The sequence below is a fragment of the Sphingobium sp. TCM1 genome (assembly GCF_001650725.1).
Classification (GTDB): domain Bacteria; phylum Pseudomonadota; class Alphaproteobacteria; order Sphingomonadales; family Sphingomonadaceae; genus Sphingobium.
Genome location: NZ_LXVX01000018.1, coordinates 78,784 through 103,507, shown reverse-complemented (window position 1 = coordinate 103,507; position 24,724 = coordinate 78,784). Strand labels below are relative to the sequence as shown.

The following is a 24,724-nucleotide window of genomic DNA, read 5'->3' as shown; positions in this document are numbered from 1 at the left end:
ATCATATTATCTGAAAAGGGGGTCCCTCTTCGACGCCGATCGGGGGTCCCTTTTGAACGCCGTTTGACAGCGCGCGAGATCGTCGAGAACGTGCTCGCCGCCTACAAGACGCACCACAAGACGCTCCCGGCGCGGGTGATCGTGCTGAAGACATCGCGCTTTAAGGACGAGGAGGCCGAGGGCATACTCGAGGCGCTGAACGCCGCCGGCACCGAATTGCGCGACCTCGTCTGGGTCCAGGAGTCGTACTCGGTGAAGCTCCTGCGCGACGGGAACTATCCCGTCCTGCGCGGCACCTTCGTCGATCTAGGCGGGAACGGCCTGCTCTACACTAACGGAAGCATGCCCTACTACGGCACCTATCCGGGCATGTACGATCCGCGTCCGCTGCTGCTCTGCCCCCATCCGACCTGCGACAGCACCGTCGCTCAGCTAGCCGAGGAGGTGTTTTCCCTCACCAAAATCAATTGGAATTCGACTCAGATGAACCAGCGGCTACCGATCCCCATCCGCGCGGCGCGGATGGTAGGCGAGATTCTAAAATACATAAAGGAAGGTCAAGTAGAGAGCACTGACTACCGCAAGTACATTTGATAAGCGCTGAGATGTTGCGCGTCGCGGAGTGGCTTGACGAAAATCCGCTGAATCTTCTTACCAGTCGAATTCCATCAAAGCCGGGGACAGTTGCTGGGATCGGATCATGATCCCAGCCCCCGGCCGAAGCAGCCAGCGCGGCTCTGCTTTGCGAACTGGGTCAAGTGAATCTACAAACGGCCGGTGTCGGCATAACCGGACGTTCCCTGTCGGGTTTCCAAATGGCAAGAATGTCCCACGTGGCTCCTTCCTATGGAGGGAGCTGCTAAGCCAGCAACTCCATGACCGCGCTCCTAAGCCCTTCCGGACTGCGAACGGATATTACCGGCAATTTCCGCGCCTGGGCCGGAACAATGGCTGAATCGTCCAGATTGAAGAGCCATACCTTCATTGCTCCAAGGGCTTCTTGGTTCAGTGCGATGCTGAGTTCGTCGAAGCACCAAGCGCTCTGGGCATAGGAGCGGCTCCAGAGGACCGCGACGATGTCGCTGCGACGTATCGCCTGATCGATCGAAGCAGGGACCATCTGGCCTGCCTCGATTTCATTGTCGCCCAAAATGACCTCGACACCCAAGCTTTTCAGCTCGTTTCCCAAAGCCGATGCCATGGCAGCATCCGAGCTTGCCACACTGACAAAAACAGCTTTCGGCCGGTCCCCTCCTGAGATTGAGCGCTTTACGCGGTCTAGCAAGAGGCGATTCGCGATAGCGACGGCCTGCTCAATGCCTTCGTCGTTGGCTAGGATAGAGGCATCAAAGCCAGGATGAAGTCGCTTCCAATCCCTTCGTTGGTAAGTGCGGAGAGCCGCTCCACCCAGGAATGCGAAGGGTACGATCGGCAACCCTTTTGCTTCTGCGAGATGGAGAAGGGTGTTCGCAGTTTTTGAGACTTTCCCGCCGAGCGCAACCACGACATCCGCCCTTTCTAGCGCCTGCAACTGAGCGAGCAGCCAAGCTTGAAGCCAAGAGTCGGCGTCCTCGGTCTCCGGACCCGGGTAATTCCAGTCTTGGATCGTCAGGTCATGCCGCCCCCAAGTTTGCCGGAGACGTTGGCGCTTCTCCTCGACCTTCGGATGCCTGGGGCAGTGAAAGTGAATAACACCGCCGACCTTGGCGTCTGCATAGCCCATGGCCGTGTAATAGTCGGCCGAGTCAGGGAATGGGCTGCAGACCACGAGTTGGGCACCAGCTTTTGCGAGCGCCCCGCCTAGCTTCAATGACGCTTGGTGTAACCGCGGGACTTCAGCATCCGCGTCCGCGGTTTCGCCAGTCTGCCCCCCGATGACGAAGACGGACTTGACCCGCGAATCGAGCCTATCGGATGGTGGTAGGCCTACGGGCTCTGGCACCGTCCCTGTGGTCTCTTCAAATATGCCAGCTTCGACGGCGCGTATGAACAGCGCGACAGCGTTCTTTGCGGATAGCGCCCGGAATTGTCCCTTGGCGGTGGATTCGATCTGTTCCTTACGAGCGTCAGCGTAGTCGGAGATGCCGCGGATAGCCACAGTCCGAGGTGCCGGTGTTCGAACAAGTGCCGCATCGTATACGCCAGCCGACTCCATCTCCATTGCCGCGACCTTTCGGTCGACCTCACGGGTGATCCAATCCACGAAGGCCTTGCCCTTGCCGACGGCAGGACCGCTGGCTAGCTTGCGATCGTCACCAGCGTAGAGCTTGCAAGCCCCCCGGGTGTTCAGGTTCGCCGCTGCCAGCGCGTCTTCGGTCGCCTCCGAAATAAGCGCCTTTCTCAGTTGGCGGGTATCATTCTGCCAGGCTTGGTATTGGACCTTGCACGTATGAGCAAAGAGCTGGAGCCGGTTCAGCAACCGAACTGAAGTCTGGAAATTATTGCCCGATGTGGTGAACGTCCACTGGCCCGCTTCACCGTGTGTTGCCGAGTTGGCGAGATACTCATTGATACTATCGGGGATGAACACATCACCCGGCTCCATGTCATTCGAGAGTGATCCAGCGATCCCCACGACCACGACGTTGGAGGGCTTCAGCTTCTCAATCAGCAGCGAGACCACATTGGCGGAATGGGTGTTACCCATCTTGCCGGCAGGCACCACCGCGATCGAAAAGTCTCGTTTGAGAACTGGCCCAGACAACGATCCAAAGAAGCCCGTAAGTGCAACGTCGCTAAATTCCTTTGGCTGAAAGCTTCCCCCAAACATTTCCAGTACGGAATCGACCTCTTCACTCAAGGCCACATAAAGTAGGATATCGACGCGCTCGCTCATCGCTTCGCAGATACCGGCGACTCTGAACTTATCCTAGTGTAAATCAGGGCTGCGGTGCACAACGCCTCCTCGTGATCTGCCAGAGTGTTGAAAAGACGCTACGCTAATGCGCGTCAGCGTGGGAAAGTTGAACCGCGTGGGTCTGCGCTCCCCATTGCAGGCATCATCGCTGCGTTTCCGCCCGACCGATGGCGCCGCTGGCCTGCTTAAGAAGGCGCCCGGCCAGACGGGTGTTGATGAATATGTTAAACGGGGGGTGCGCTCTGCGCCGGCTCATCAGAAGATGTCCTCAATATCAGGCACCGATTTGCCGGACCTCTGATCGATGACCATTTCCAGATCGAGAGCGGCGAAGAGCGCATAAATCGAGGATAACCGGGTGCCTTCTTGTCCAGTCTCAATCTTGGAGACCAGTTCCTGCCGCAGGCCTGCCAGGCGGCCCAGTTCCGTCTGGCTCATACCCTTCTGCTTGCGCACACGGTGGATAGCGGCGCCCAGTTGCTTGGGTGATCGCGCAATATGGAACATTAGCCAATCTCCTGACCATCCTTATGCTTCAAATCGCATAACTCACCAATATGCTGTTTTTAGCATAAAGCCTTTCATGTGCTAATCTGCATAAATTGCTATTATGCGATTTGCCACACAGCCTCGGGGACAGCGAAATCCACGAGAAACACGCGCTCGCGCAGACCAAACTGAGCTTTGATGATTTTCTCAGCCCGGTGCTGGTTGAGATCGTCGCGTGGCGGTGGAAGCCCGGACCTGAATCGACACTGCACTCGCTGCTGACTTAAGCGGGCTGTATCCTATTTGGCGCTTCAGGCAGCACGCGCTGTCGAACGAATGAAACGCAAAAACTCCACCTCCTCCGGGTGGCGATCGAGCAACTCGATCAGGCCGACAGCAGCATCACTAGGCGGTGTGGAACCGCTCTCATATTTTTGGAACGCGCGGCGCCCGCCACCGATCAGGCGTCCCGCCTCCTCTTGTGTCAATTTCAGCTTGTCCTTCCTGATCCTCCGAACATGGGCCCCATAAGCAGCCTTCAGATCGCGGAACGCTTGGTCAGACTCGGCGAGATCTTCACCGCTGTGGATGGAATCACTTTCATCGTCAGGGTACCAGCCGGGCACATCCACTGCGCACGACAAAGAACCGAAAGCCACGACTTGCTTCCGGACATCACGGCGCAAGGTCTTGCCCGTCTCGGGATGAATGCGTGTTTTAGTCATTGCCGGTCTCCTTGAACGACGTAAGCACAACATCGATTAGCGTTTCGCCGGCGAACTTCAGATAGAGCCAGCGATCATCCCACGGCAGGTTGTAGGTGTCGTGCCATATCTTCGAGTTCGGCGGACTATGCGCCGTCTCCGACTTCACAAAATCGCCGGTTTCGAGCGCTTGAACCGCCTCCACGATGTCGTCGAGCGAATAGCCTAAGGCTCGCGCGCTCATAATGGCCGCGCGCGTTGCCTCCAGCGTTTCCACTCGGGCGAACTTCGATTTTACCGCTTCAAGATCATGATGCGGCCTGCGCTTGATCGCCATCGCCGATATACACCTTAAAGGTTAATTTGCAAGGTAGGGGATATCCGATCAATCGAACATGGAGCCAGCAGTCTACTCCCGCCTAAAATTTGCCTTCAGAACCTTCCCGCCGGCCTGCAAGCCATCAAGGTAGTTCGACCAGTGCCGCATCATTCTGACGCGCTCATCCCAGTGAGTGCCGCGCGCATAGGCTCGTCGAACATCATTGGATTCGACGTGGGCTAGTTGGCGCTCAATGGCGTCCGGATGCCATTTCCCCATTTCGTTCAGGAGCGTGCTTGCGGTGGCTCGGAACCCATGAGCCGTCACCTCGTCTTTCCCGAACCCAAGCCGTCGGAGCGCGGCATTCAGGGTATTATCGGTAATTGGCCGCTCTGCGGAACGAACGCTGGGGAAGAGAAATTTACCACCGCCGGTGATCGGTTCCAGTTCGGCCAGCATGTCCAGGACCTGCTGTGTGAGTGGCACCTTATGGGGGCGACGCATCTTCGTCTTCGCTGCCGGGATGGTCCAGACGGCCGCCTCGAAATCGAATTCCTTCCATTCGGCCATCCGAAGTTCGCCGGGCCGAGGAAACATATGCGGAAGCATCTTGAGCGCGATCCGCACGGTGGGCTGGCCGTCATGGGCATCGACCGCGCGAAGGAGGCCGCCAAGCGCTTTGGGTTCCAGGATTGCCGCTCGGTGTTGCGGCTTCGGCGTGATCAGCGCACCGCGAAGATCGACTGCTACGTCCCGCCGCGCCCGCCCGGTCACTATCGCGTAACGAAAGATCGTGCCGAAGGTGCTGCGAAGGCGGTTAGCCGTCTCATACCGCCCACGCACCTCAACCGTGCGGAGGACTTCCAGCAGTTCGGGTGCAGTGAGGTCTGCGATGGGCCGGTCGCCAATGAGCGGGTAGGCGAGATCGAGCAGCCAGCGCATCTTCTGGAGCGTCTTGGGCGCACGCCCTTCGATCTCAAGGCGGGCAAGCCATTCATCAGCGATCGCCTTGAAAGTTTCTTCTGATTTGGCCTTTGCCTCGCGAACCTTGGCTTTCCGAACCTCGGTCGGGTCTAGCCCATCTGCCAACGCTTCCCGCGCCGCTGTTCTCTTCTCGCGAGCCTTCGCGAGAGACACTTCTGGGTAGGTTCCGAGGGAAAGCGTCTTCTGCTGACCGAGAAACCGATAGTTCATTCGCCAGAGGCGACCGCCTGTTGGCGCAACCAAGAGATATAACCCCAAGCCATCGGCCAATTTATACGGCTTATCCCTTGATTTTGCAGCATTTATTGCCGTTACGGTGAGCGCCATGATGGTATCTCCGTGATGGTATGTTTCCGAATACCATCAAAATACCATCACCGAGGGGTGGCTGCCAGTGTACCCCCGGGGACGTACGGGGACGGTGGGTTGGTCAAAAACCCACGTTTTCCGCCATTTTCTGGACGGCTCTGGATGCTGCTGGATGAGGAAAAAAGAACAAATGGTGCCCGGGGACGGAGTCGAACCGCCGACACTGCGATTTTCAATCGCATGCTCTACCAACTGAGCTACCCGGGCACGGGTTCCTGGCGGAGGCGTCCGCCGGATGGAGGCGTGCCTATAGGCGTCAATCCGGCTCGCTGTCCAGCCCATAATTGCCATTTTTTTGCGCGACTTCGTCGGCTGGCGGACCGGGTACGCGATAGCCTTCGCCGAGCCATTGCAGAAGGTCGCGGTCGCGGCAGGCGGGGCCGCAAAAAGGGCGGGTTTCCGGGCGCGAAGGCTGGCCGCAGACCGGACAGGACGCGGGCTTAGGCGACATGGCCGCCCGCCAGGGAAAGCGCCGCGTCGGCGCTCAGGATCACCGCGCCGCCCCTGCGGCGGGCGAGCAGCTCGACCCAGTCCTGCCGCTTGCGCAACAGGTCGATGATCGCGGGCGCAGCGGTGATCGTCGCGGCCCCGCCCTGGCCATGCCGTTCCGCGCGGCGCAACAGCGCCAGCGCCGCCGTCAGCACCGGATCCTCGCGCAGCAATTCCATCAGGTTGGCGCGTTCGCGACGGCGGATGACCTGGAGGAAGCCGAAGCCGTTGACCGCGGTGCGCTCGAAGGGAAGCGGCAGATATTTGTCGATCTGCGCGGCGGCGATCATCCGCTCATCCTTGTTGTTCATCGTCGGCAGGTCGATGCCGATCGACCCGCTCAGCCCCATGCGGCGGATCGCCTGGGCGGCAAGCTTGGCGCCCTTGGGACCGAGCTGGGCGGGCGGCAGCGATCCATCCACGTCGATCAGCAACATGGCGGGAGTGAGGTAAAGCCGCAGCGCGGCGGCCTCCGTGCCGACCTCGCCCGTCATCGCCTCCTCCATCAACTCGCTCCAGCCATGCGCCTCTAACCGATCCTCTTCATGCGCGGGGCACGGAATCACGGGCACGCCGGTGGCGCGGATGCGCTGGAGCAGGCTGGGTCCGGCATGGGGCTTGACGCCGGGCGCTGGCACGCGGCCCTTGGCCCGCTTGGGGCGGCCTTCCTCGGCAATCGCCTCGCGCAGGATTTCGACCAGCACATTGCCGCCCTCCGCCAGCCTGGGCGGGATCGGCTCCAGTAGCACCTCCTCGCCCGAAGTCAGGCGGACGATACCGCGCTTGCGGGGAATGATGGTGGCGATCAGACGTCCCTGCACGACCGCGCCGGCACGGGCATCACCGCCGTCCCGCTCGATCAGCGCCTCGACCAGCTTGCCATGCTCGATCAGCGCCGCGCGAGCTTCGCCGATACCTTCTTCATAGAGCCATTCGGCCATAATGCTGTTCCTGTTGGTGGGGTTGCCGAGCACGGAAATCTGCCCTTTCCCTTGCAATCCCTCTAGTCCAATGGGTAGCCCGCTGCCTTCAACAGCGCGCGGGTTTCGTAAAGCGGCAGGCCCATGATCGCGCTGTGGCTGCCCTGGATGGCGCGGATCAAGCCCGCGGCGTGGCCCTGGATCGCGTAGCCGCCGGCCTTGCCGCGCCATTCGCCCCCGGCGACATAGGCGTCGATCTCCGCCCGCTCCAGCCGCTTGAAGGTGACGATATTGTCCGCCAGGCGATGCCGCGCCCGCCCATCCGCGTCGATCAGCGTGATCGCGCTGAATACCCGGTGGCGGCGGCCCGACAGCAGGGCGAGGCAGGCGCGCGCCTCGGCCTCGCTTTCCGCCTTGGGCAGGATGCGGCGCCCGGCGGCGACCACGGTGTCGCCCGACAGGATGAGCGCGCCCGGATGGCGCGCGGCGACGAGCGCCCCCTTGTCCGCCGCCACGCGCGCAGCATAGGCTGCGGGCGTTTCATGCTTCAGGGGGGCTTCGTCGATATCGGCAGGATCGACCGCGTCGGGGACGACGCCGATCTGGCCCAGAAGGTCAAGCCGCCTGGGGGACGCCGAAGCAAGGATGAGCCGCATCAATCCAGCGGCTTATTTGAAGCGGTAAGTGATCCGACCCTTGGTCAGGTCGTAGGGGGTGAGTTCGACGAGAACTTCGTCGCCCACGAGCACGCGGATGCGATTCTTGCGCATCTTGCCGGCCGTATGGCCGAGAATTTCGTGATCATTTTCCAGCCGCACGCGGAACATGGCGTTGGGGAGAAGCTCCACAACCTGTCCGCGCATTTCAAGCAGTTCTTCTTTAGCCATATTATCCCGAATTCGAAAAATCGCGCCGCCATAGCGCCAAATCGCACAAAATGAAAGTCAGGGTTGCACACCGAACTTTTCACCGGCGGCATGGAGCGCCGCGAAGATCATGTCGAGCTGGTCGGCGTCGAGACAATAGGGCGGCATGAGGTATATGCTGTTGCCCAGCGGCCGCAGCAAGAGGCCATGTTCCAGAAAGAAGGCGCGCAGCCGCGGGGCAAGGTCGGAAAGATAGCCAGCGTCCGGCGCGACAAGGTCGATCGCGGCGATGGCGCCCAGCTGGCGCGGGTTGGCGAAGGCCGGATGCGCCGCCAGCCTCGCGAGTCGCGTGGCCATGCCATCGGCCAGGGCGGCGATCCGGCCCAGCACATCCTCTTCCCGCCAGATGGCGAGATTGGCGGCAGCGGCGGCGCAGGCGATCGCATTCGCCGTATAGCTGGACGAATGGTAGAAGAGGCGCGCGCGATCGGTCGAAGAATGCGCGTCGAAGATCGGCGCGGTGGCCAGCGTCGCGGCGAGCGGGATGGCCCCGCCGGTAATGCCCTTGGCCACGGCCATGATGTCGGGCACGACACCGGCCTGCTCGCAGGCGAAAAGCGTGCCGGTGCGGCCCCAGCCGGTCATCACCTCGTCCGCGATGAAGAGCACGCCGTGCTTGCGACAGATCGCCGCCATTTCCCGCAGCATGTGCGGCGGATAGATCAGCATCCCCCCTGCCCCCAGGATCAGCGGCTCGACGATGAATGCAGCGGGCTTGTCCGCGCAGGCGGCCTCCAGCGCGTCGAGGCAGACCTGCTCCCCGCCCGGCGCGGGGAAAGGAACGGTGCCGACATCGAACAACAGGGGCGTCCAGGCGGCGTTGTAGACGCCGCGCTCGCCGATCGACATGGCGCCGATCGTGTCGCCATGATAGCCATGTTCAAGGACGAGGATGCGGCTGCGCGCCTCGGCGAGGCCATCCAGCGCCAGATTGTGCCAATAGCCGAGCGCCATCTTGAGCGCGACTTCGACCGCGGTCGAACCGCTGTCGGAATAGAAGACATGGGCGAGTGCGGGCTGGCCATCGAAGCGCGGCGCGAGGTCGATCAGCCCGCGCGCGACCTCTTCGGCCGGCCCATGCGTGTAGGCGGCGAAGATCAATTGGTCGAGCTGGGTCGCCTGCCGCCCGATGGCGGCGGCGATGCGCGGTTCGCAATGGCCATGGGTCGTCACCCACCAGCTGGAAATGCCGTCGATCAACGTGCCGCCGTCGGCGAGGTGCAGCAGCGCCCCCTCTGCCCGGACCACATGGGGGATCGGCTCGTTCAGGCCATGCTGGGTGAAGGGATGCCAGACAGGAGAGGTCATGACGTGCCTTTAGGCCAGCGGAGATCGGAAGGCTATGGCTTCTCCGCCGGCTTAGGCTCCACCGGAGGCGGGACGATCACGGCGGGGAGCGCGACATGCACCTCGACCCGGCGGTTCTTCGCCCGGCCTTCGGGATCGTCGCTGCCATCCTCCCGCCCATTGGGGGCGATCGGCCGGGTTTCGCCCAGCGCGACCAGGCTGATGCGCCCCCTGGCCACGCCCTTCTCGACCAGATAGTCGCGCACCAATTCCCCCCGGATGCGGGATGCGACCCGGTTGTCGCCGTCGCTGCCGCGCGAATCGCTGTGACCGCGCAGGGTGACGGGGCCGCCGGCCTTCATCGCGGGCGTCGCCAGCAGCCGGTCGAGCGCCGACCTGGCGGCATCGTCCAGCGCCATCGGGGCTTGGCCGAAGCCGATCACCGCCTCCACCGGCTCGATCGCGGGCACATCAGGCTTGTCGATCACCTCGGGACGCAGGATCGAGCGTTGCGGCTCGACAATATTGTCCGCTGCATTGGCTTCGATCGCATTGGCTGCATCGGCTATCTCACCGGCATCCTTGTCCGTAGGGGCGTGGCACGCGGCCAGCGCACACAGCAGAAGGGGCGTGGGAGCCAATCTCCTCATTCTTGCTCTCCTTTCGGCCATATGTCGGCGGGCGGCACATAGGACAGGACCGTGTCGCCGGGTTGGGGCGTCGGCCGCGACGCGTGGGTGAAGAAACGCAGCGCGCCATTCCTGCGCACCAGCAGCAGCATGTCGCCGCCTTCGGCCAGGGAGGCACGTGCGGCCTCAAAGTCGAACTGCTCGCTGATCCGGGTCTTGCGGAAGGTCCAGCCCTGTTCCTCGCGCTGCATGATGTCCTCCACGCCATGGCCTGAGGAAAAGAGCGCGCGGCCGCGCAGCGATTCGGGCAGGGCGCGGGGGTCTTCATCGTCACTGGCGTCGCCCAGCTGATGGACATTGTCGCGGCCGATTTCAGGCGCGAACTCGTTGCAGACCAGCGCATTATAGGCTTCGTTATCGGTCGTCGCCGCCAGCACCTGGAACCGGGCGAGGTCGAGCCGTTCCTCGGTCGCTTCCGACAATATCTCGCCATGATAGGTCGGGATGCCGGCATGGCGAGCCGGCGCCAGTCGCTGCCAGCTATTGTCGGCGATCATCACCGGCACCTCCAGCGCTTGTAACTGCGAAGCCAGGCCCAGGCTGAAGGGAGTGGCGCCCACCAGCAAAAGCCCCTTTTCCTGCGCACCCGTGACCTTCAGCAGGCGGGCCACCGGCTTGATCGAAAAGCCATGGCAGACGATCGTCGCCACCACCACCGCGAAGGACAAAGTGACGAGAATCGAGCCGTCGCCATAGCCAAGGCGATCGAGCCGCAGCGCGAACAGGCCGGAAATGGCGACCGCCACGATGCCGCGCGGAGCGATCCAGGCGACCAGCAGCCGCTCGTTCCAGGGGACGGGCGAGAAGGCGAGGCTCAACAGCACGGTGATCGGCCGGACCAGGAACAGGAGGGCGAAGAGGAAGCCGAGGAAGCGCCATTCGAACTGACGCAGGACAGCGAGGTCCAGCGAGGCCGACAGGATCACGAACACGCCCGAGATGAGGAGGACCGTGACATTTTCCTTGAAGGGCTGGATGTCGCGCAGCGAATCCAGCCGCATGTTCGCCAGCGCCACGCCCATGACCGTGACAGCGAGCAGCCCGGTTTCCTGCTGGATGATGTTGGACAGGACGAACACCCCGATCACCGCGACCAGCAGCACCGGAGCCTTGAGATATTCGGGCACATGGCCGCGCGGGAAGATCCAGCCAATCGCGCGCGCCGCGATCCAGCCCAACAGCCCGGCGACGATGGCGGCGGCGATCAGGGAGACGATGACGGTGGCAAGCGAACTCCCCTCCCCCGATCGGCGCAGATATTCATAGGTGACGACGCCCAGCAGCGCGCCGCTCGGATCGTTGACGATCGCTTCCCATTTCAGGATCGCGCGCGGCCGTGCGGCGACATTGGACTGACGCAGCAGCGGCAGCACCACGGTCGGCCCGGTGACAACCAATATGCCCGCGAACAGGATGGCCACCGGCCAGACGAGGCCGGCGATATAATAACAGGCGAGCGATCCCAATGCCCAGCCGATCGGCGAACCCAGGAGCACCAGGCGCGTGACCGCACCGTCGGTCTTGCGCAATTCGCGAAAATTGAGACTGAGACCACCCTCGAACAGGATCAGCGCGACCGCAACCGACACCATCGGCTCCAGCAGGTCGCCGAAGACATGCTCGGGATTGATAAGGTGGAGGACGGGTCCGCCAACTACGCCTGCCGCCAGCATCAGGGCGATGGCGGGCCAGCCGGTCCGCCAGGCGATCCATTGCGCGCCGATCCCCAATATGCCGATCAGCGCGATGGAAAGTGCCTGTTCCTGCATGGTGTTAGGATAGACAGGCGATCAAGGGCGCGTCACCCCCGATATTTTTACGCATTGGGGAACAAAGAGGAAGGCCGGGCGTGGCGGTGTCGCCACGCCCGGCCCAGGGGGGACATTATTGCTGCGGCGGCTGGGCCGGTTGCGCGGGCGCGGCAGGGTCTGCCGGGGCAGGCGCCGGGGCGGCCGGGGCGGCCGCCTGGATGCGCTGCTGCAGCGCCGGATCGGCGGCGGCTGCCTGGCCAATCTGATTGAACTTTTCGGGCGGGATGCCCGATGCCTGCAGTGCCGCGACCATCTTGGGCTGCTTGTCCGCGTCGGGGATGGACGAATCCTGCTGGATCTTCGTCACTTCCACCGCGGCGGCGGCGAACTGCTTGATGTCGGCGTCACTGAAATTACTGGCGCCGACAGCCGGAGCGGCCGGGGCCGCAGGTGCGGCGGCCTCGCTCTGGGCGAGGGCGGGATAGGCGGCGAACAATGCGATCGAGGCGATGCCCGCCTTGAGGAAACCGGTGGTGTTGAGACCCGTCAACATGCTTCTCCTTGTGATCAAGTTGCTGATCAGACGGCCAAGCTGTGAAATGCGTTCCGAGCGGGAAAGGGCGGAACGGCGAGTCGTGGGATTCAAAAGATGGCTGGCGCGCGCACATCGGTTCGTCGGCGGCAAGCGGCATCCTGCCGCACCACCAATTATTTCGCTATCATAATGAAAATCGGGCCGGATTCGGATGAACCCGGCCCGACCGATTCCTACCAGATTTTCACGCGGTCCTTGGGCGCGAGATGGATCTTGCCGCCCGGCGCGGGCTTGAAGGCGTCATACCAGGCGTCGAAGTTGCGCACGATGTCGGCGCGATATTGCGACGGCGCGTGCGGATCGGTCACCAGTCGCTGACGCAGGTTCGCCTCGCGATAATTGCGCCGCCACACCTGCGCCCAGCCGAGGAAGAAGCGCTGGTCGCCGGTCAGCCCGTCGATCACGGGGGCCTTTTTCCCGCCGAGCGAGGCGTGATAGGCATCGAGCGCGACCGCCAGGCCGCCCAGATCGCCGATATTTTCGCCCAGGGTGAACGCGCCCTTCACATGCGCGCCGGGGAAGGGTTCGTAGGCGTCATACTGCTTGACCAGCTTGTCGGTCAGGCCCTTGAAGTTGGCGACGTCCTGATCGGTCCACCACTGGTTGAGCTTGCCGGTCTCGTCATATTTCGCGCCCTGATCGTCGAAATGATGGCTCAGTTCATGGCCGATGACCGCGCCGATGCCGCCATAGTTGACAGCGGGGTCGGCATGAGGATCGAAGAAGGGCGGCTGGAGGATGGCGGCGGGGAAGACGATCTCGACCATGCCGAAATTGGCATAGGCGTTGATCTCCATCGGCGTCATGCCCCATTCCCAGCGATATATGGGCTTGCCGAGCTTGCCGACATTATAGTCGAATTCGAACGCATTGGAGCGCAGGGCATTGCCGAACAGGTCGTCGCGCCTGATCTCCAGCCCGCTATAATCCCGCCACTTGTCGGGATAGCCGATCTTGGGGGTGAAGGCGGCCAACTTCTTGTGCGCGCGGGCCTTGGCCTCGTTGCTCATCCAGGGCAGTCCGTCGATGCGGCGGCCCATGGCGCCGAGGACATTCTTGACCAGCTGGTCCATCGCCGCCTTGGTTTCGGGCGGGAAATATTGGGCGACATAGGCCTTGCCCACTTCCTCGCCCAGCGATTCCTTGAGGAAGGTGACGCCGCGCTTCCACCGCTCCTCGCGCTCGGGCGTGCCGGACAAGGTGGTGCCGTAGAAGGCGAAGTCGGCGTTTGCGATGCTGTCGGGCAGATAGTCGGCATAGGCGTGCAGGCTGGACAGCAGCAGTCCGTCCTTCAGCACCTGCAACGGCGCCTTGGCGATCAGCGCCGCTTCGCCAGTCACGGCGCTGGGCTGGGCGACCAGCAATTGCGCCGGCTGGAGATTGTTGGCGGCGTAGAAGGCCGCGAAATCGAAGCCGGGCGCGGCCTTTTGCAGGTCCGCCAGCGCCATCTTGTTATAGGTCTTGTCGGCGTCGCGGCTGTCGATCTGGGTCCAGTGGACCTTGGCGATCTCCGTCTCGAACGCCATCAGCGCAGCGGCGCGCGACCGGGCATCGGGTTCGCCGGCCAGCGTCAGCATCTTTTCCAGATGGGCGACATAGGCGGTGCGGATCGCCGCCATCTTCTCGCCCTGGTCCAGATAATAGTCGCGGTCGGGCAGGCCCAGGCCGCCCTGCATCATCGAGAGGATATAGGTTTCGGGATCCTTGTCGTCCTGCCCGACATAGAAGCGGAACGGGCCGCGAATGCCGGAACGGGCAGCCTTGGCTGCAACCTTGGCATAGCTCGCCAGGTCGTTCACGCCCTGGATCTCGGCCAGCCACGGCTTGATCGGGGCCAGCCCCTTCGCCTCGACCGTGACGCCGTCCATATAGGCGGCATAGGCGTTGCCGATCTTGCTGTTCGGGTCGGCCTGCGCCGCTTCGAGAATGCCCTTGGTGCGGGTGCGCGACAGGTCGTCCAGCGTGTTGAACGCACCATAGTTGGACTTGTCGGCCGGGATCGGCGTGTTCTTCGCCCAGCTGCCATTGGCATGATCGTAGAAATCGTCGCCCGGCTTCACCGACTTGTCCATGCCGGCGGTGTCGAAGCCGAATGTGCCATAGGTGGGCTTCACGCCGGTATTGCGGGCGGCGCTGCTCGCGGGCGACGGAGCCGCCTGATCGGCATGGGCCATGGTGGCGGCCAGGGCGAGCGCGGTCGCGGCGGCGCCCAGGAGGAGGTTCTTCATCAAAGCGTCCCTTGCTTGTGACAGGTCGGGCGACCGCATGATGCGCCCGGCATGGGCAGGACTTGAACGCCCGTCAAAGAGCGATGTCCATGTCGTTGGTCGAAAATTATCAGCGGTTGAAAGGATCGGAAAGCGCAATGTGCGCCGCAAAGGCGCGGGCCAGGCCGGCGGGATCGAGCGGATCGAGATGCGGCAGGCGGCCGAGCGAGGAAATTCCCGCGATCCGCGGGATGATCCGCTCATTTTCCGCGTGCGGATCACCGATGAAGGCGATGCCGGCGATGGGCACTCCGCGCGCGCGCAGCGCCTCTATGCTGAGCAGGCTGTGGTTGATCGTGCCGAGGCCGGTGCGGGCGCAGAGGATGACCGGCTGGCCCCAATGGGCGAACAGGTCGGCCATCAGCAGCGTTTCGGTGACAGGGACCAGCACGCCCCCCGCCCCCTCGATCACCAGCGGCCCATCGACCTGCGGCAGGGTCAGGCGATCGAGGTCGATCTCCACCCCGTCGATCCGCGCGGCGAGATGCGGCGATGCGGGCGTGTTGAGCCGATAGGCTTCCGGCAGGATGCGGTCCGGCGACAGGCCCGACAGGGCGGCGACCGTTTCCTTGTCGCCTTCGGGATCGACCCCGGCCTGGATGGGCTTCCAGTAATGCGCGCCCAGCGCGCCCGCAAGGCCGGCGGCGAACACGGTCTTGCCGATGCCGGTGTCGGTGCCGGTGACGACGAGGATGGTCATTGCACCACCCGCTGCAATTCGCGGCCCAGCGCGGCCACGTCGGCGCGGCTGGCATTGAGGGTCAGCGAGATGCGCAGCCGGCTGGTGCCGGGCGCCACGGTCGGCGGGCGGATGCCGCGCACGTCGAACCCTGCCTCCTGCAAGGCGGCGGCGGCGGCCATGGCGCGGCTGTCCTCGCCCAGGATCACAGGCAGGATCTGGCTACGCGGGGACGGCAACCCCAGCGGCGCGCAGATCGCCTCCGCCGCGTCCTGGCGCAGCGTCATCAGCCGCTCGCGCAGGTCGCCGGCCCGCTCGATCCGGTCGATCGCGGCCGACACCGCGACCGCCATCAGCGGCGAGGGCGCGGTCGAGAAGATGAACGCGCGGGCGCGGTTGATGAGATAGTCGATATGGATGCGCGAACTGCAGATGAGCGCGCCCTCCGCCCCCATCGCCTTGCCGCAGGTGTGAAGCGTGATGACGTTGTGCAGCCCGTCGAGACCCGCCGACAGGCCACGTCCGCCGGGGCCGAAGACGCCGGTGCCATGCGCCTCGTCCAGCAACAGCATCGCATCATGCTGCGCAGCAAGACGTGCGAGATCGGCGAGCGGCGCCAGGTCGCCATCCATGGAGTAGAGCGTCTCTACCGCGATCCAGATGCGCCCCTTCCCCCCGTCCGTCCGGAAGGCGGCGATGCGATCCGCGAAGCTCTGCACGTCATTATGCGCAGCGAAGACGGCGGCGGCCTTGCTCATGCGGATGCCATCATGGGCGCTGGCGTGGATCAGTTCATCGGCGACGATCAGGTCGCCGCGCTGCGGCAGGGTCGAGAAGAGCGCGAGATTGCCGACGAAGCCGTTGGCGACATAGAGGGCCGCCTGGGTGCGGAAGAAGTCGGCCGCCTTGGCCTCCAGCCCTTCATGCTCGGGCGCATTACCGCGCAGCAGGCGCGAGCCGCCCGACCCCAGCGGCACGCCGCGCGCCACCGCGTCGGAAACGGCCTGCGCGATCATCGGATCCCCCGCGAGACCCAGATAATCATTGGATGCGAAATCGCGTCCCGCGCGGGGGGAGAGGCGACGCAGCCGCCCGCGCTGCTCCAGCGCGGCAAGCTGGGAACGGAAGGGTTCGGCAGTCATGGCGCGCGCTATAGGCCCGGCGGAAAGACGCGGCAAGCGCGCCCGGTGTCAGACCGGATTATGCGCCTGGAGGAAGGCATCGAGCTTTTCGAGAAATTCCAGCCGGTCGGCTTCGCGTGAAAAGAAATGGTCGGCCAAAGGCTGTTCGACATAGATATAATCGCGCCCCGCCACCTTGCCGGCGCCCTTCAGCTTCTCCGCCATTTCCCGCGACTGCCCCACCTGAACGCGGCGATCCTTCCTGCCGTGCATCAACAGGATGGGTGTCGAGAATTGCGCGGCGAAGTTGATCGGCGACACAGTCGCGAAATCGGGCGCCTGCTCCTTCATCCAGTCCTTGCGCGTGCCGTGGTTCAGGAAGCGGCTGTCATAGCGCATCATCGCCCCAAGGTCCGACACGCCGGCATAGGAAACGGCGCAGCGATATTTTGCGCCATCGCGCTGAGCCGCACGCATCGCCGCGTAGCCGCCATAGGAGGCTCCGACCATGCAGACCCGTTTGGGATCGGCCAGCCCCTCCTTCACCGCCCAGTCGACCGCATCGTTGAGATCATCCTGCATCGCGAGTCCCCACTGGCCCTCGCCCTTTTCGGCAAAGGCTGTGCCATAGCCCGAAGACCCCCGATAATTGGGCTGGAGCACGGCATAGCCGCGCCAGGCGAGGAACTGCACCCACCAGTCCCATTCCTCCACGTCACGGGCAAAGGGACCGCCATGGGGCATGAGGATGAGCGGCAGATTTTTCGGGTCCTTGGCCGCCGGCAAGGTCAGGACAGCGGCGATCTCCAGCCCATCGCGCGCCTTGTACCGGATCGTTCTGACCGGCGAAAGCCGGGCCTTGCCGGGGAATCGATCGCTGACGCGGGACAGGACGCTCATCGCACCGGCCGCCGTATCATAATAATAATAGGTGCCCGGCTGATCGGGCGTGCCGACATGGACGATCATGCGCTGGCCGTCGCGGCTGGTGGACATGATACGGGCGCGGCGATCACCGACGGCCTTGTCGATGTCCGACTGGATCTTGGCCAGATTGGCATCGAACCAGTGTACCGCTGGGGCGTCGGCCGTGTAGCGCACGCCGGCCAGCCCCGTCCCGGCCGCGTCCTCCTCAATCCAGTCGATGTCGAAGCCGGGCGCGGCAAAGAGCTTTTGCCCCAGTTCGAGCGTGGAGAGATCCAGTTCGTAGAGCGCGTCGGTGCCTTCGCGATCATCGCTGGCGATCGCGCGGCCCGGATCGGCGGTGAACAGCAAGGGCACCACCAGCGATTCGTCGCGCCGCCGGTCGGCCCGGTCGACCACCCTGAAGCTGGACCTGCCATCGGGACGGTAGAGCAGCTTGGCTGTCCGGCTGCTGTCATTATAGCCGATGCCCATTCGCACATTGCCCTGGGCGTCGGCGTACCAGCCACGCACGAATTGACGGGGCGCCACGATGCTGCGCATCCGGCCGGTCGTGACATCGACCTCGTCCACCTTCGGCCAGAAGCCGGGATCCGAATAATAGATCGAGGTCTGGTAGGACAGCAGGATGCGGGGACTGCCGTCGCGCGCGATCCAGATGACGTCGTCGGCATTTTGCGCGGCCACATTCTTCGCCAGCATGTTCACCTTGCTGCCGTCGCGCTTCACGCTGACGACACGGCTCAGATACCAGGGCATACCTTCGACCTGGGTTTCATTGCCGACACCGGCGATCAGCCAGTCGTCATTGACCCATTTCCACCAGTTGAGATCATTTTCCCCCAGACCGAGCGACCGGATACGCTCGGGGCCTTCATGGACATCGGCGATGACGAGCCGCTGTTCGCCGCCGATGGCAACCCGGCTGGCGATGTGCAGGCCGTCGGGAGACAGGCGAGGCTGATCCATCAAAGGCAGCGCTGCGAAATCCCGGATGGTCCATTGCGGCGCGGGCGGCGTCTGCGCCGACACCGCCATGCCCCACAGGCCGGCGACCCCCGCCACCAATCCGACAACGCCCTTCATCATGCCCCCACAAACATATCGGCCCCGTCCTTCTGATAGGACGAGGCCGATCGTGCGTCACCTGAAATCGTCAGTTAATCAGTACCTTGCTTCTACCCTCCATGCGCCAGGGCAGCGAGCAGCAGCAGGGCGACGATATTGGTGATCTTGATCATCGGATTGACCGCCGGGCCGGCCGTATCCTTGTAAGGATCGCCCACCGTGTCGCCGGTCACGGCTGCCTTGTGCGCCTCGCTGCCCTTGCCGCCATGATGGCCGTCCTCGATATATTTCTTCGCATTGTCCCACGCGCCGCCGCCGCTGGTCATCGACAGGGCGACGAACAGCCCCGAAACGATGACGCCCAGCAGCAACGCGCCGAGCGCCGCGAAGCCGTTGGCGACCCCGGCCACTGCCGCGATGGCGAAATAGACGGCGATCGGCGCCAGCACCGGCAGCAGGCTGGGGATGATCATCTCCTTGATCGCGGCGCGGGTGACGAGGTCGACGGTACGGGCATAGTTGGGACGCGAGGTACCTTCCATGATGCCCTTGTTGGTGGCGAACTGGTCACGCACGTCCTTCACCACGTCGCCCGCCGCGCGGCCCACCGCGGTCATGCCCATCGCGCCGAACAGATAGGGCAGCAGCGCGCCCAGCAGAAGGCCTACGATCACATAAGGGTTGGACAGGCTGAAATCGACCGGCACGGTGAGGCCCAGCGCGCTGTTGTAGTATTTCAGATCCTCCGTATAGGCGCCGAACAGCACCAGAGCGGCAAGGCCCGCCGAACCGATGGCATAGCCCTTCGTCACCGCCTTGGTCGTGTTGCCCACGGCGTCGAGCGCGTCGGTCTTCACCCGGACGCTGTCGTCCATATGGCTCATTTCCGCGATGCCGCCGGCATTGTCGGTGACGGGTCCGTAGGCATCGAGCGCCACCACCATGCCTGCCAGCGCCAGCATCGCGGTCGCGGCGAAGGCGATGCCGATCAGCCCCGCCTGGCTGTGCGCAACGATGATGCCGACGACGATTACCAGCGTCGGCAGCGCGGTCGCCTCCAGCGACACGGCCAGCCCCTGGATGACGTTGGTGCCATGGCCGGTTTCGGACGCCTTCGCGATGCTGCGGACCGGGCGATAATTGGTGCCGGTATAATATTCGGTGATCCAGACTATGAGGCCGGTGACGGCCAGACCCACCATCATCGACCAGAAGAGCGCCATGCCGGTATAGCCCCCCACCCCGTCGAGGTCGGCGCCGAACACGGCGTTCATGTCGCCCAGCACATAGGCGGTGACGCCGTAAATGGCCGGGATCGACAGGATCGCGGTCGTCCAGAAGCCCTTGTAGAGCGCGCCCATGATAGACTGGCTGGCGCCCAGGCGGACCATGTAGGTGCCGATGATGGAGGTGTTGATGCACACCCCGCCCACGATCAGCGGCAGGGCCATCAGCTTCAGCAGGAACGCGTTGTCGACGCCGCTGACCAGCAGCGCGATCAGCACCATGGTCGCGCCTACGGTGACGACATAGGTTTCGAACAGGTCAGCGGCCATGCCGGCGCAGTCGCCCACATTGTCGCCCACATTGTCGGCGATGACGGCCGGGTTGCGTGGATCATCTTCCGGGATGCCCGCCTCCACCTTGCCGACCAGGTCCGCGCCGACATCGGCCGCCTTGGTGAAGATGCCGCCGCCCAGGCGCGCGAAGATGGAGATGAGCGACGCGCCGAAGGCCAGCGCGACCAGGCTGTCGATCACCAGCCGGTCGTCGGGCGCATGGCCCGCGGGGCCGGTCAGATACCAGAAGAAACCGCTGATCGCGAGCAGCGCGAGGCCGGCGACCAGCATCCCGGTGATCGCACCGGCCCGAAACGCGACCGTGAGGCCGCTTTGCAGCGTGCCGCGCGCGGCTTCGGCGGTACGGACATTGGCGCGCACCGAAATGTTCATGCCGATAAAGCCCGCCGCCCCCGACAGGATCGCGCCGATCAGGAAGCCCACGGCCGAGGTCAGGCCCAGGAAGAGCGCGACGAGGACCGCGACGACGATCCCGACGATCGCGATCGTCATATATTGGCGACCAAGATAGGCCTTGGCTCCTTCCTGAATGGCGCCGGCAATCGCCTGCATCACGTCATTGCCCGGCGAGGCGGCCAGTACCTGTCGACTGGTGAAAAGCCCGTAGACTATGGCCAGCAGGCCGCACCCTATGGCGATATAGACTATCTCCATGCTTGTTCCTCTCCCCCTGTTGTTGCTGTCATCGGCCGCTCCGCAGGGAATGACGGGCAGGCGAAAGGCAAGTTTGCGGCGCGCAGGGGCGGACCGCCGGAACGAAGGGTCCGGCATCGGGCACCGCGTCAATCAGCAACATGGCGTCACGCATCCAGGCGCTCCAACCGGCTGAGAATAGGGTGGGATCAAGCTACAGGCCGGACGGCGCGCGTCAAGATAGGCGGGCCATGATGTGGATCAAGGCGCGGGCGATACCCTAGCCATGCTCCCATCCAAGCCGGTCGGGCAGCGGAATGACGGCGCCGTCGATCATCAGGGTGAGGCCCGACCCTGCCGCCACATGGCCGACCGGCACGGCGCGGACTGGCGGCGTCACGCCGCGCGGAAGGGCGAAGAGCAGTTCATAATCGTCCCCCGCACGGGCGGCGGCGATCTGAACCGATATGCTGGCGCCGCGCACCTTTTCAAGCGCGGGAGAGAGCGGGACATGATCGATGGTGATGGCGACGCCGCTTGCCTGCGCCATGCGTGCGGCGTCGATCAGCAGGCCGTCGGACAGGTCCATCATCGCCGTGGCGACGGGAGCGAGCAACGCGCCCTCGACCAGGCGCGGCCGCGGACGGCGATAGGCTTCGACCAGCGGGCCGGTAGCGGACGGATCGGCGCTGGCGAGATCGAGCCCGATGCCCGCGTCACCGACCGGGCCGGTGACATAGAGGCGGTCGCCCGCCCGCGCACCGGTGCGGGTGGGTACCGGTCCCGTCGCTTCGCCGATGGCGGTCAGGCTGTAGCTGCGCGCGGACCCTGCCGGCATCTTCACCGTGTCGCCGCCCAGCAGCGGCATGGCGTGGCGGTCCAGCGCCTCGCCCAGACCGGCGATGAACGCCTCGTCCCAGACGTCGTCGCCCGACAGGGCATAGTTCAGCAGACAGCCGACCGGCCGCGCGCCCTTGGCCGCGAGGTCCGACAGGTTCACCGCCGCCAGCTTCCAGCCGATATCGGCGGCGGGATCGGTCGGAAGATAATGGACGCCTTCCACCATCGTGTCGCTGGTGAGGATCAGGCGGCGGTCGCCCACCGGCAGGATCGCGACATCATCCACCAGCCCCTGCGCGGCGGGGTCATGCGCAAGCAGGCGCAGCAGGGTCAGGAAGCGGGATTCGGCGGACATGGTTCGAACCTAGCGCATCCTCTACCATAGCCAAATCCTCCGCCATCCTCATGAAGGCGGGGATGAAACTCCCGCAAGATGCATCATCCGACACGATCTGGCGATGGAGCCCGGCCTGCGAGGCAAGGACCATGACCAGCGAAATTGTCGTCCAGCGGAATTACGACGTCCGCACATCCTTCGACACGCCGTCGAGCAGGCCGTTGACGAAGCCCGCCTCGCGCTTGTCGTAGAAGGCATGGGCGACATCGACATATTCGCTGATGACGGTGCCGGTGCCGACATCCTTGCGGGCGAGCAGTTCATATGTGCCCGCACGCAATATCTGGCGCATCGGCTTGTCGAGCCGGTCCAGACTCCAGCCGCTGGAGAGGCGGGCGGCGATCAGCGCGTCGATTTCGTCGCGGCGGCGGTCCACCCCGGTCACGACATCGTCGAAGAAAGGCTCTTCGGCCTGGGCGTAGGTCACATCCTCGATCGTGGCGCCGAGGCGATGCTGGTGAAATTCGTGCAGCAGGATATGGACGGGCGTGCCCTCCATTTCGAGCTGGTAGAGCGCCTGTACCGCGGCGAGGCGCGCGGCGGAGCGGGATTTGGAGCGGTCGTTCATCACTATGTCCCTACTCCGTCCGGTTCGAACTTGTCGAGAAGCGCTGCACGCGGGCTTCTCGACGATGCTCGAAGCGAACGGATTTTTATTTCAAACGGAGCGCCACCGAGGCGGCGTGCGCGGGCAGCCCTTCCGCCCGCGCAAGCGCGACGGCGGCCGGGCCGATCGCGCCGATAGCCCTGGCGTCGAGGCTGAGGAAGCTGGTGCGCTTCATGAAGTCGAGCACCGAGAGGCCCGACGAGAAACGGGCGCGGCGGCCGGTGGGCAGCACATGGTTCGGCCCGGCGACATAATCGCCGACCGCTTCGGGCGTCATCCGGCCGAGGAACACCGATCCGGCATGGCGGACCTGCGCGAACAGCGGTTCGGGATCGTCCACGGCGAGTTCCAGATGTTCGGGCGCGAGCCGGTCGACCAGCGGCATAGCCTCATCCAGGTCGCGGACCAGAATGATCGCGCCATTGGCGTCCCAACTGGCGCGCGCGACCGCGCTGGTGGAGAGCACCGGGATCTGGCGATCGATAGCCTGCGCGACGGCATCGGCAAAGGCGGCATCATCGGTGAAGAGGATCGACTGGCTGGTCGGGTCATGCTCCGACTGGCTGAGCAGGTCGGCGGCGGTCCATTCCGGGTCGTTCTTGCCATCGGCGACGACGACGATCTCCGACGGGCCGGCGACCATGTCGATGCCGACCACGCCATATAGTTGCCGCTTGGCTTCGGCGACCCAGGCGTTGCCGGGGCCGGTGATGACGTCCACCGGTGCGATCCGGTCGGTGCCATAGGCGAGCGCAGCCACGGCCTGCGCGCCGCCGACCCGCCAGATTTCCTCGATCCCGGCGATCTGCGCGGCGGCCAGAACGAGCGGGTTGATCTCGCCGCCCGGCGTCGGTGTCACCATGGCGATGCGGCGGACGCCCGCGACCTTGGCGGGGATGACGTTCATCAGCAGCGAACTGGGATAGGCGGCCCGCCCGCCCGGCACATAGAGGCCGGCGGCATCCACCGCGCTCCAGCGCGCGCCGAGGCGAACGCCGGCGCTGTCCACGCCATCGCTGTCCTGCGGTTTCTGTTTCTCATGATAGACGGTGATGCGCGCGGCCGCGAGTTCCAGCGCGTCGCGCAGTTCCGTCGAAATGCCGTCGAGCGCCGCGCGAGTTTCCGCAGGGGTCACTGCCCAGCCGCTGACATCAAGGTCATGGCGGTCGAAGCGCCGGGTATAATCGGCGAGCGCGGCGTCGCCACCAGCGCGCACCGCCTTCAGGATCGCGGTCACGTCCCGCGACACATCCTCGTCCGCTTCCCGGCGGGCATCGACCAGCGCGGTGAAGGCGGACGCGAAATCGCCGTCGGTGGTAGAGAGCTTAAGCGGCATCCTTCACCCCCACGGCGGCGCGGAAGGCATCGACCAGCGGCGAGAGTTCGGCCGAGCGCATCTTGTAGGCGGCGCGATTGACGATCAGGCGCGCGCTGATCTGCATGATGATGTCGGTTTCGACCAGGCCATTGGCTTTCAGCGTCGCGCCCGAGGAAACCAGATCGACGATGCGGCGCGACAGGCCGAGCGAGGGGGCCAGCTCCATCGCACCGTTCAGCTTGACGCATTCGGCCTGCAAACCGCGCGCTTCATAATAGCGGCGGGTGAGGTGGGGATATTTGGTCGCGACGCGGACATGGCTCATCGCAGCCTGATCCTCGTCGCCCGCGTCGACCGGCTCGGCGACCGACAGGCGGCAATGGCCGATGTTAAGGTCGACCGGCGCGTAGAGTTCGGAATAGGCGAACTCCTCGACCACGTCGGAGCCGACGATGCCGATCTGCGCCGCGCCATGGGCCACGAAGGTCGCGACGTCGAACGCGCGCACGCGGATGATCGACACGTCGGGCCGGTTGGTGGCGAAGCGCAGCGCCCGGCTCTTCTTGTCGTGAAACTCCGCCTCCGGCTCGATACCGGCTTTGGCGAGCAGGGGCAGGGCTTCATCGAGGATGCGGCCCTTGGGGATGGCGAAGGTGAGCGGGCGAGTCATGACGCGCGGGCCTTACGCGCGGGGGCGCGAAAGGGCAAGGTTTGCGGCGTTACGGCCATCTACCCGTCCATCTGCGTCCTTCTGTGGTCGTGACCGCAATGCCCGCAAATCCTTCGCGGCCATGTGGTGTGCCAAGCTATGAACTTTTTGCTGCTGGCAAAGGGTGATAGCCCGCAGTCGGGACATTTGAGCAGGAACATCGGAACGAAAGCATGGCCAAGCCAGAATGCGGCGACAAGCC

Annotated in this window: 22 protein-coding genes, 1 tRNA gene and 1 pseudogene; 1 reads left to right on the top strand and 23 read right to left on the bottom strand. The window is 64.2% G+C overall.

The window, feature by feature from the left end:
- Positions 1-594, top strand: a pseudogene (locus tag A7Q26_RS14665) (argonaute/piwi family protein); the annotation flags it as partial.
- Positions 595-859: 265 nt separating this feature from the next.
- On the opposite strand, the gene A7Q26_RS14660 reads toward A7Q26_RS14665, so the two are convergent.
- The 23 genes from A7Q26_RS14660 to hisG form a co-directional block, all read right to left on the bottom strand.
- The gene (locus tag A7Q26_RS14660) at positions 860-2,836 is read right to left on the bottom strand and encodes a TIR domain-containing protein (protein ID WP_066861072.1); all 1,977 of its coding nucleotides are present in this window, start codon (positions 2,834-2,836) and stop codon (positions 860-862) included.
- Positions 2,837-3,112: 276 nt separating this feature from the next.
- Complete coding sequence (locus A7Q26_RS14655; RefSeq protein WP_066861070.1) at positions 3,113-3,364, bottom strand: helix-turn-helix domain-containing protein; 252 nt, start codon at positions 3,362-3,364, stop codon at positions 3,113-3,115.
- A 293-nt stretch (positions 3,365-3,657) separates the two neighbouring features.
- Positions 3,658-4,071, bottom strand: a complete 414-nt coding sequence (locus A7Q26_RS14650) for a type II TA system antitoxin MqsA family protein (RefSeq protein ID WP_066861067.1) — start codon at positions 4,069-4,071, stop codon at positions 3,658-3,660.
- Positions 4,064-4,387 carry a type II toxin-antitoxin system MqsR family toxin gene (locus tag A7Q26_RS14645; RefSeq protein ID WP_066861066.1) on the bottom strand — a complete coding sequence of 108 codons (324 nt, stop codon included), beginning with the start codon at positions 4,385-4,387 and terminating at the stop codon, positions 4,064-4,066. The genes A7Q26_RS14650 and A7Q26_RS14645 overlap by 8 nt, the downstream gene beginning before the upstream one ends.
- Positions 4,388-4,459: 72 nt before the next feature.
- On the bottom strand, positions 4,460-5,680 hold the full coding sequence (locus tag A7Q26_RS14640; RefSeq protein WP_066861063.1) for a tyrosine-type recombinase/integrase: 1,221 nt from the start codon (positions 5,678-5,680) through the stop codon (positions 4,460-4,462).
- A gap of 173 nt (positions 5,681-5,853) precedes the next feature.
- A tRNA-Phe gene (locus tag A7Q26_RS14635) sits at positions 5,854-5,929 on the bottom strand.
- Between the two features lie 49 nt (positions 5,930-5,978).
- Positions 5,979-6,173, bottom strand: a complete 195-nt coding sequence (locus A7Q26_RS14630) for a DNA gyrase inhibitor YacG (protein WP_066861061.1) — start codon at positions 6,171-6,173, stop codon at positions 5,979-5,981.
- On the bottom strand, positions 6,163-7,152 hold the full coding sequence (locus tag A7Q26_RS14625) for a ribonuclease (RefSeq protein ID WP_066861058.1): 990 nt from the start codon (positions 7,150-7,152) through the stop codon (positions 6,163-6,165). Before A7Q26_RS14625 ends, A7Q26_RS14630 begins: the two co-directional genes overlap by 11 nt.
- 62 nt (positions 7,153-7,214) lie before the next feature.
- On the bottom strand, positions 7,215-7,787 hold the full coding sequence (locus tag A7Q26_RS14620; protein ID WP_066861055.1) for a Maf family protein: 573 nt from the start codon (positions 7,785-7,787) through the stop codon (positions 7,215-7,217).
- Positions 7,788-7,799: 12 nt separating this feature from the next.
- On the bottom strand, positions 7,800-8,018 hold the full coding sequence (infA, locus tag A7Q26_RS14615; RefSeq protein ID WP_003049127.1) for a translation initiation factor IF-1: 219 nt from the start codon (positions 8,016-8,018) through the stop codon (positions 7,800-7,802).
- 57 nt (positions 8,019-8,075) lie between these two features.
- A complete protein-coding gene (locus A7Q26_RS14610; RefSeq protein WP_066861052.1) occupies positions 8,076-9,365 on the bottom strand; it encodes an adenosylmethionine--8-amino-7-oxononanoate transaminase in 1,290 nt (429 codons plus the stop codon).
- Positions 9,366-9,397: 32 nt separating this feature from the next.
- Positions 9,398-9,994, bottom strand: a complete 597-nt coding sequence (locus tag A7Q26_RS14605) for an OmpA family protein (RefSeq protein ID WP_066861049.1) — start codon at positions 9,992-9,994, stop codon at positions 9,398-9,400.
- On the bottom strand, positions 9,991-11,802 hold the full coding sequence (locus A7Q26_RS14600) for a cation:proton antiporter (RefSeq protein WP_066861046.1): 1,812 nt from the start codon (positions 11,800-11,802) through the stop codon (positions 9,991-9,993). The genes A7Q26_RS14605 and A7Q26_RS14600 overlap by 4 nt, the downstream gene beginning before the upstream one ends.
- A 115-nt stretch (positions 11,803-11,917) precedes the next feature.
- A complete protein-coding gene (locus A7Q26_RS14595; RefSeq protein ID WP_066861094.1) occupies positions 11,918-12,334 on the bottom strand; it encodes a DUF4168 domain-containing protein in 417 nt (138 codons plus the stop codon).
- A gap of 218 nt (positions 12,335-12,552) precedes the next feature.
- The gene (locus A7Q26_RS14590) at positions 12,553-14,607 is read right to left on the bottom strand and encodes a M13 family metallopeptidase (protein ID WP_066861043.1); all 2,055 of its coding nucleotides are present in this window, start codon (positions 14,605-14,607) and stop codon (positions 12,553-12,555) included.
- A 109-nt stretch (positions 14,608-14,716) separates the two neighbouring features.
- Positions 14,717-15,346, bottom strand: coding sequence for a dethiobiotin synthase (bioD, locus tag A7Q26_RS14585; RefSeq protein ID WP_066861040.1), 630 nt, complete (start codon positions 15,344-15,346; stop codon positions 14,717-14,719).
- Entirely contained in the window at positions 15,343-16,467 is a 1,125-nt protein-coding gene (locus A7Q26_RS14580) for an 8-amino-7-oxononanoate synthase (RefSeq protein WP_066861038.1), read from the bottom strand. Before A7Q26_RS14580 ends, bioD begins: the two co-directional genes overlap by 4 nt.
- Before the next feature lie 48 nt (positions 16,468-16,515).
- On the bottom strand, positions 16,516-18,456 hold the full coding sequence (locus A7Q26_RS14575; RefSeq protein WP_066861091.1) for an alpha/beta hydrolase family protein: 1,941 nt from the start codon (positions 18,454-18,456) through the stop codon (positions 16,516-16,518).
- Between the two features lie 92 nt (positions 18,457-18,548).
- Complete coding sequence (locus A7Q26_RS14570) at positions 18,549-20,672, bottom strand: sodium-translocating pyrophosphatase (protein WP_066861035.1); 2,124 nt, start codon at positions 20,670-20,672, stop codon at positions 18,549-18,551.
- 259 nt (positions 20,673-20,931) lie between these two features.
- On the bottom strand, positions 20,932-21,846 hold the full coding sequence (thiL, locus tag A7Q26_RS14565; protein WP_066861031.1) for a thiamine-phosphate kinase: 915 nt from the start codon (positions 21,844-21,846) through the stop codon (positions 20,932-20,934).
- A gap of 160 nt (positions 21,847-22,006) precedes the next feature.
- Positions 22,007-22,456, bottom strand: a complete 450-nt coding sequence (gene nusB, locus A7Q26_RS14560; protein WP_066861028.1) for a transcription antitermination factor NusB — start codon at positions 22,454-22,456, stop codon at positions 22,007-22,009.
- A gap of 85 nt (positions 22,457-22,541) precedes the next feature.
- A complete protein-coding gene (gene hisD / locus A7Q26_RS14555) occupies positions 22,542-23,831 on the bottom strand; it encodes a histidinol dehydrogenase (RefSeq protein ID WP_066861026.1) in 1,290 nt (429 codons plus the stop codon).
- Positions 23,821-24,483: an ATP phosphoribosyltransferase gene (gene hisG / locus A7Q26_RS14550; RefSeq protein ID WP_066861022.1), complete on the bottom strand. Its 663-nt coding sequence runs from the start codon at positions 24,481-24,483 to the stop codon at positions 23,821-23,823. The genes hisD and hisG overlap by 11 nt, the downstream gene beginning before the upstream one ends.
- Between the last annotated feature and the right edge of the window lie 241 nt (positions 24,484-24,724).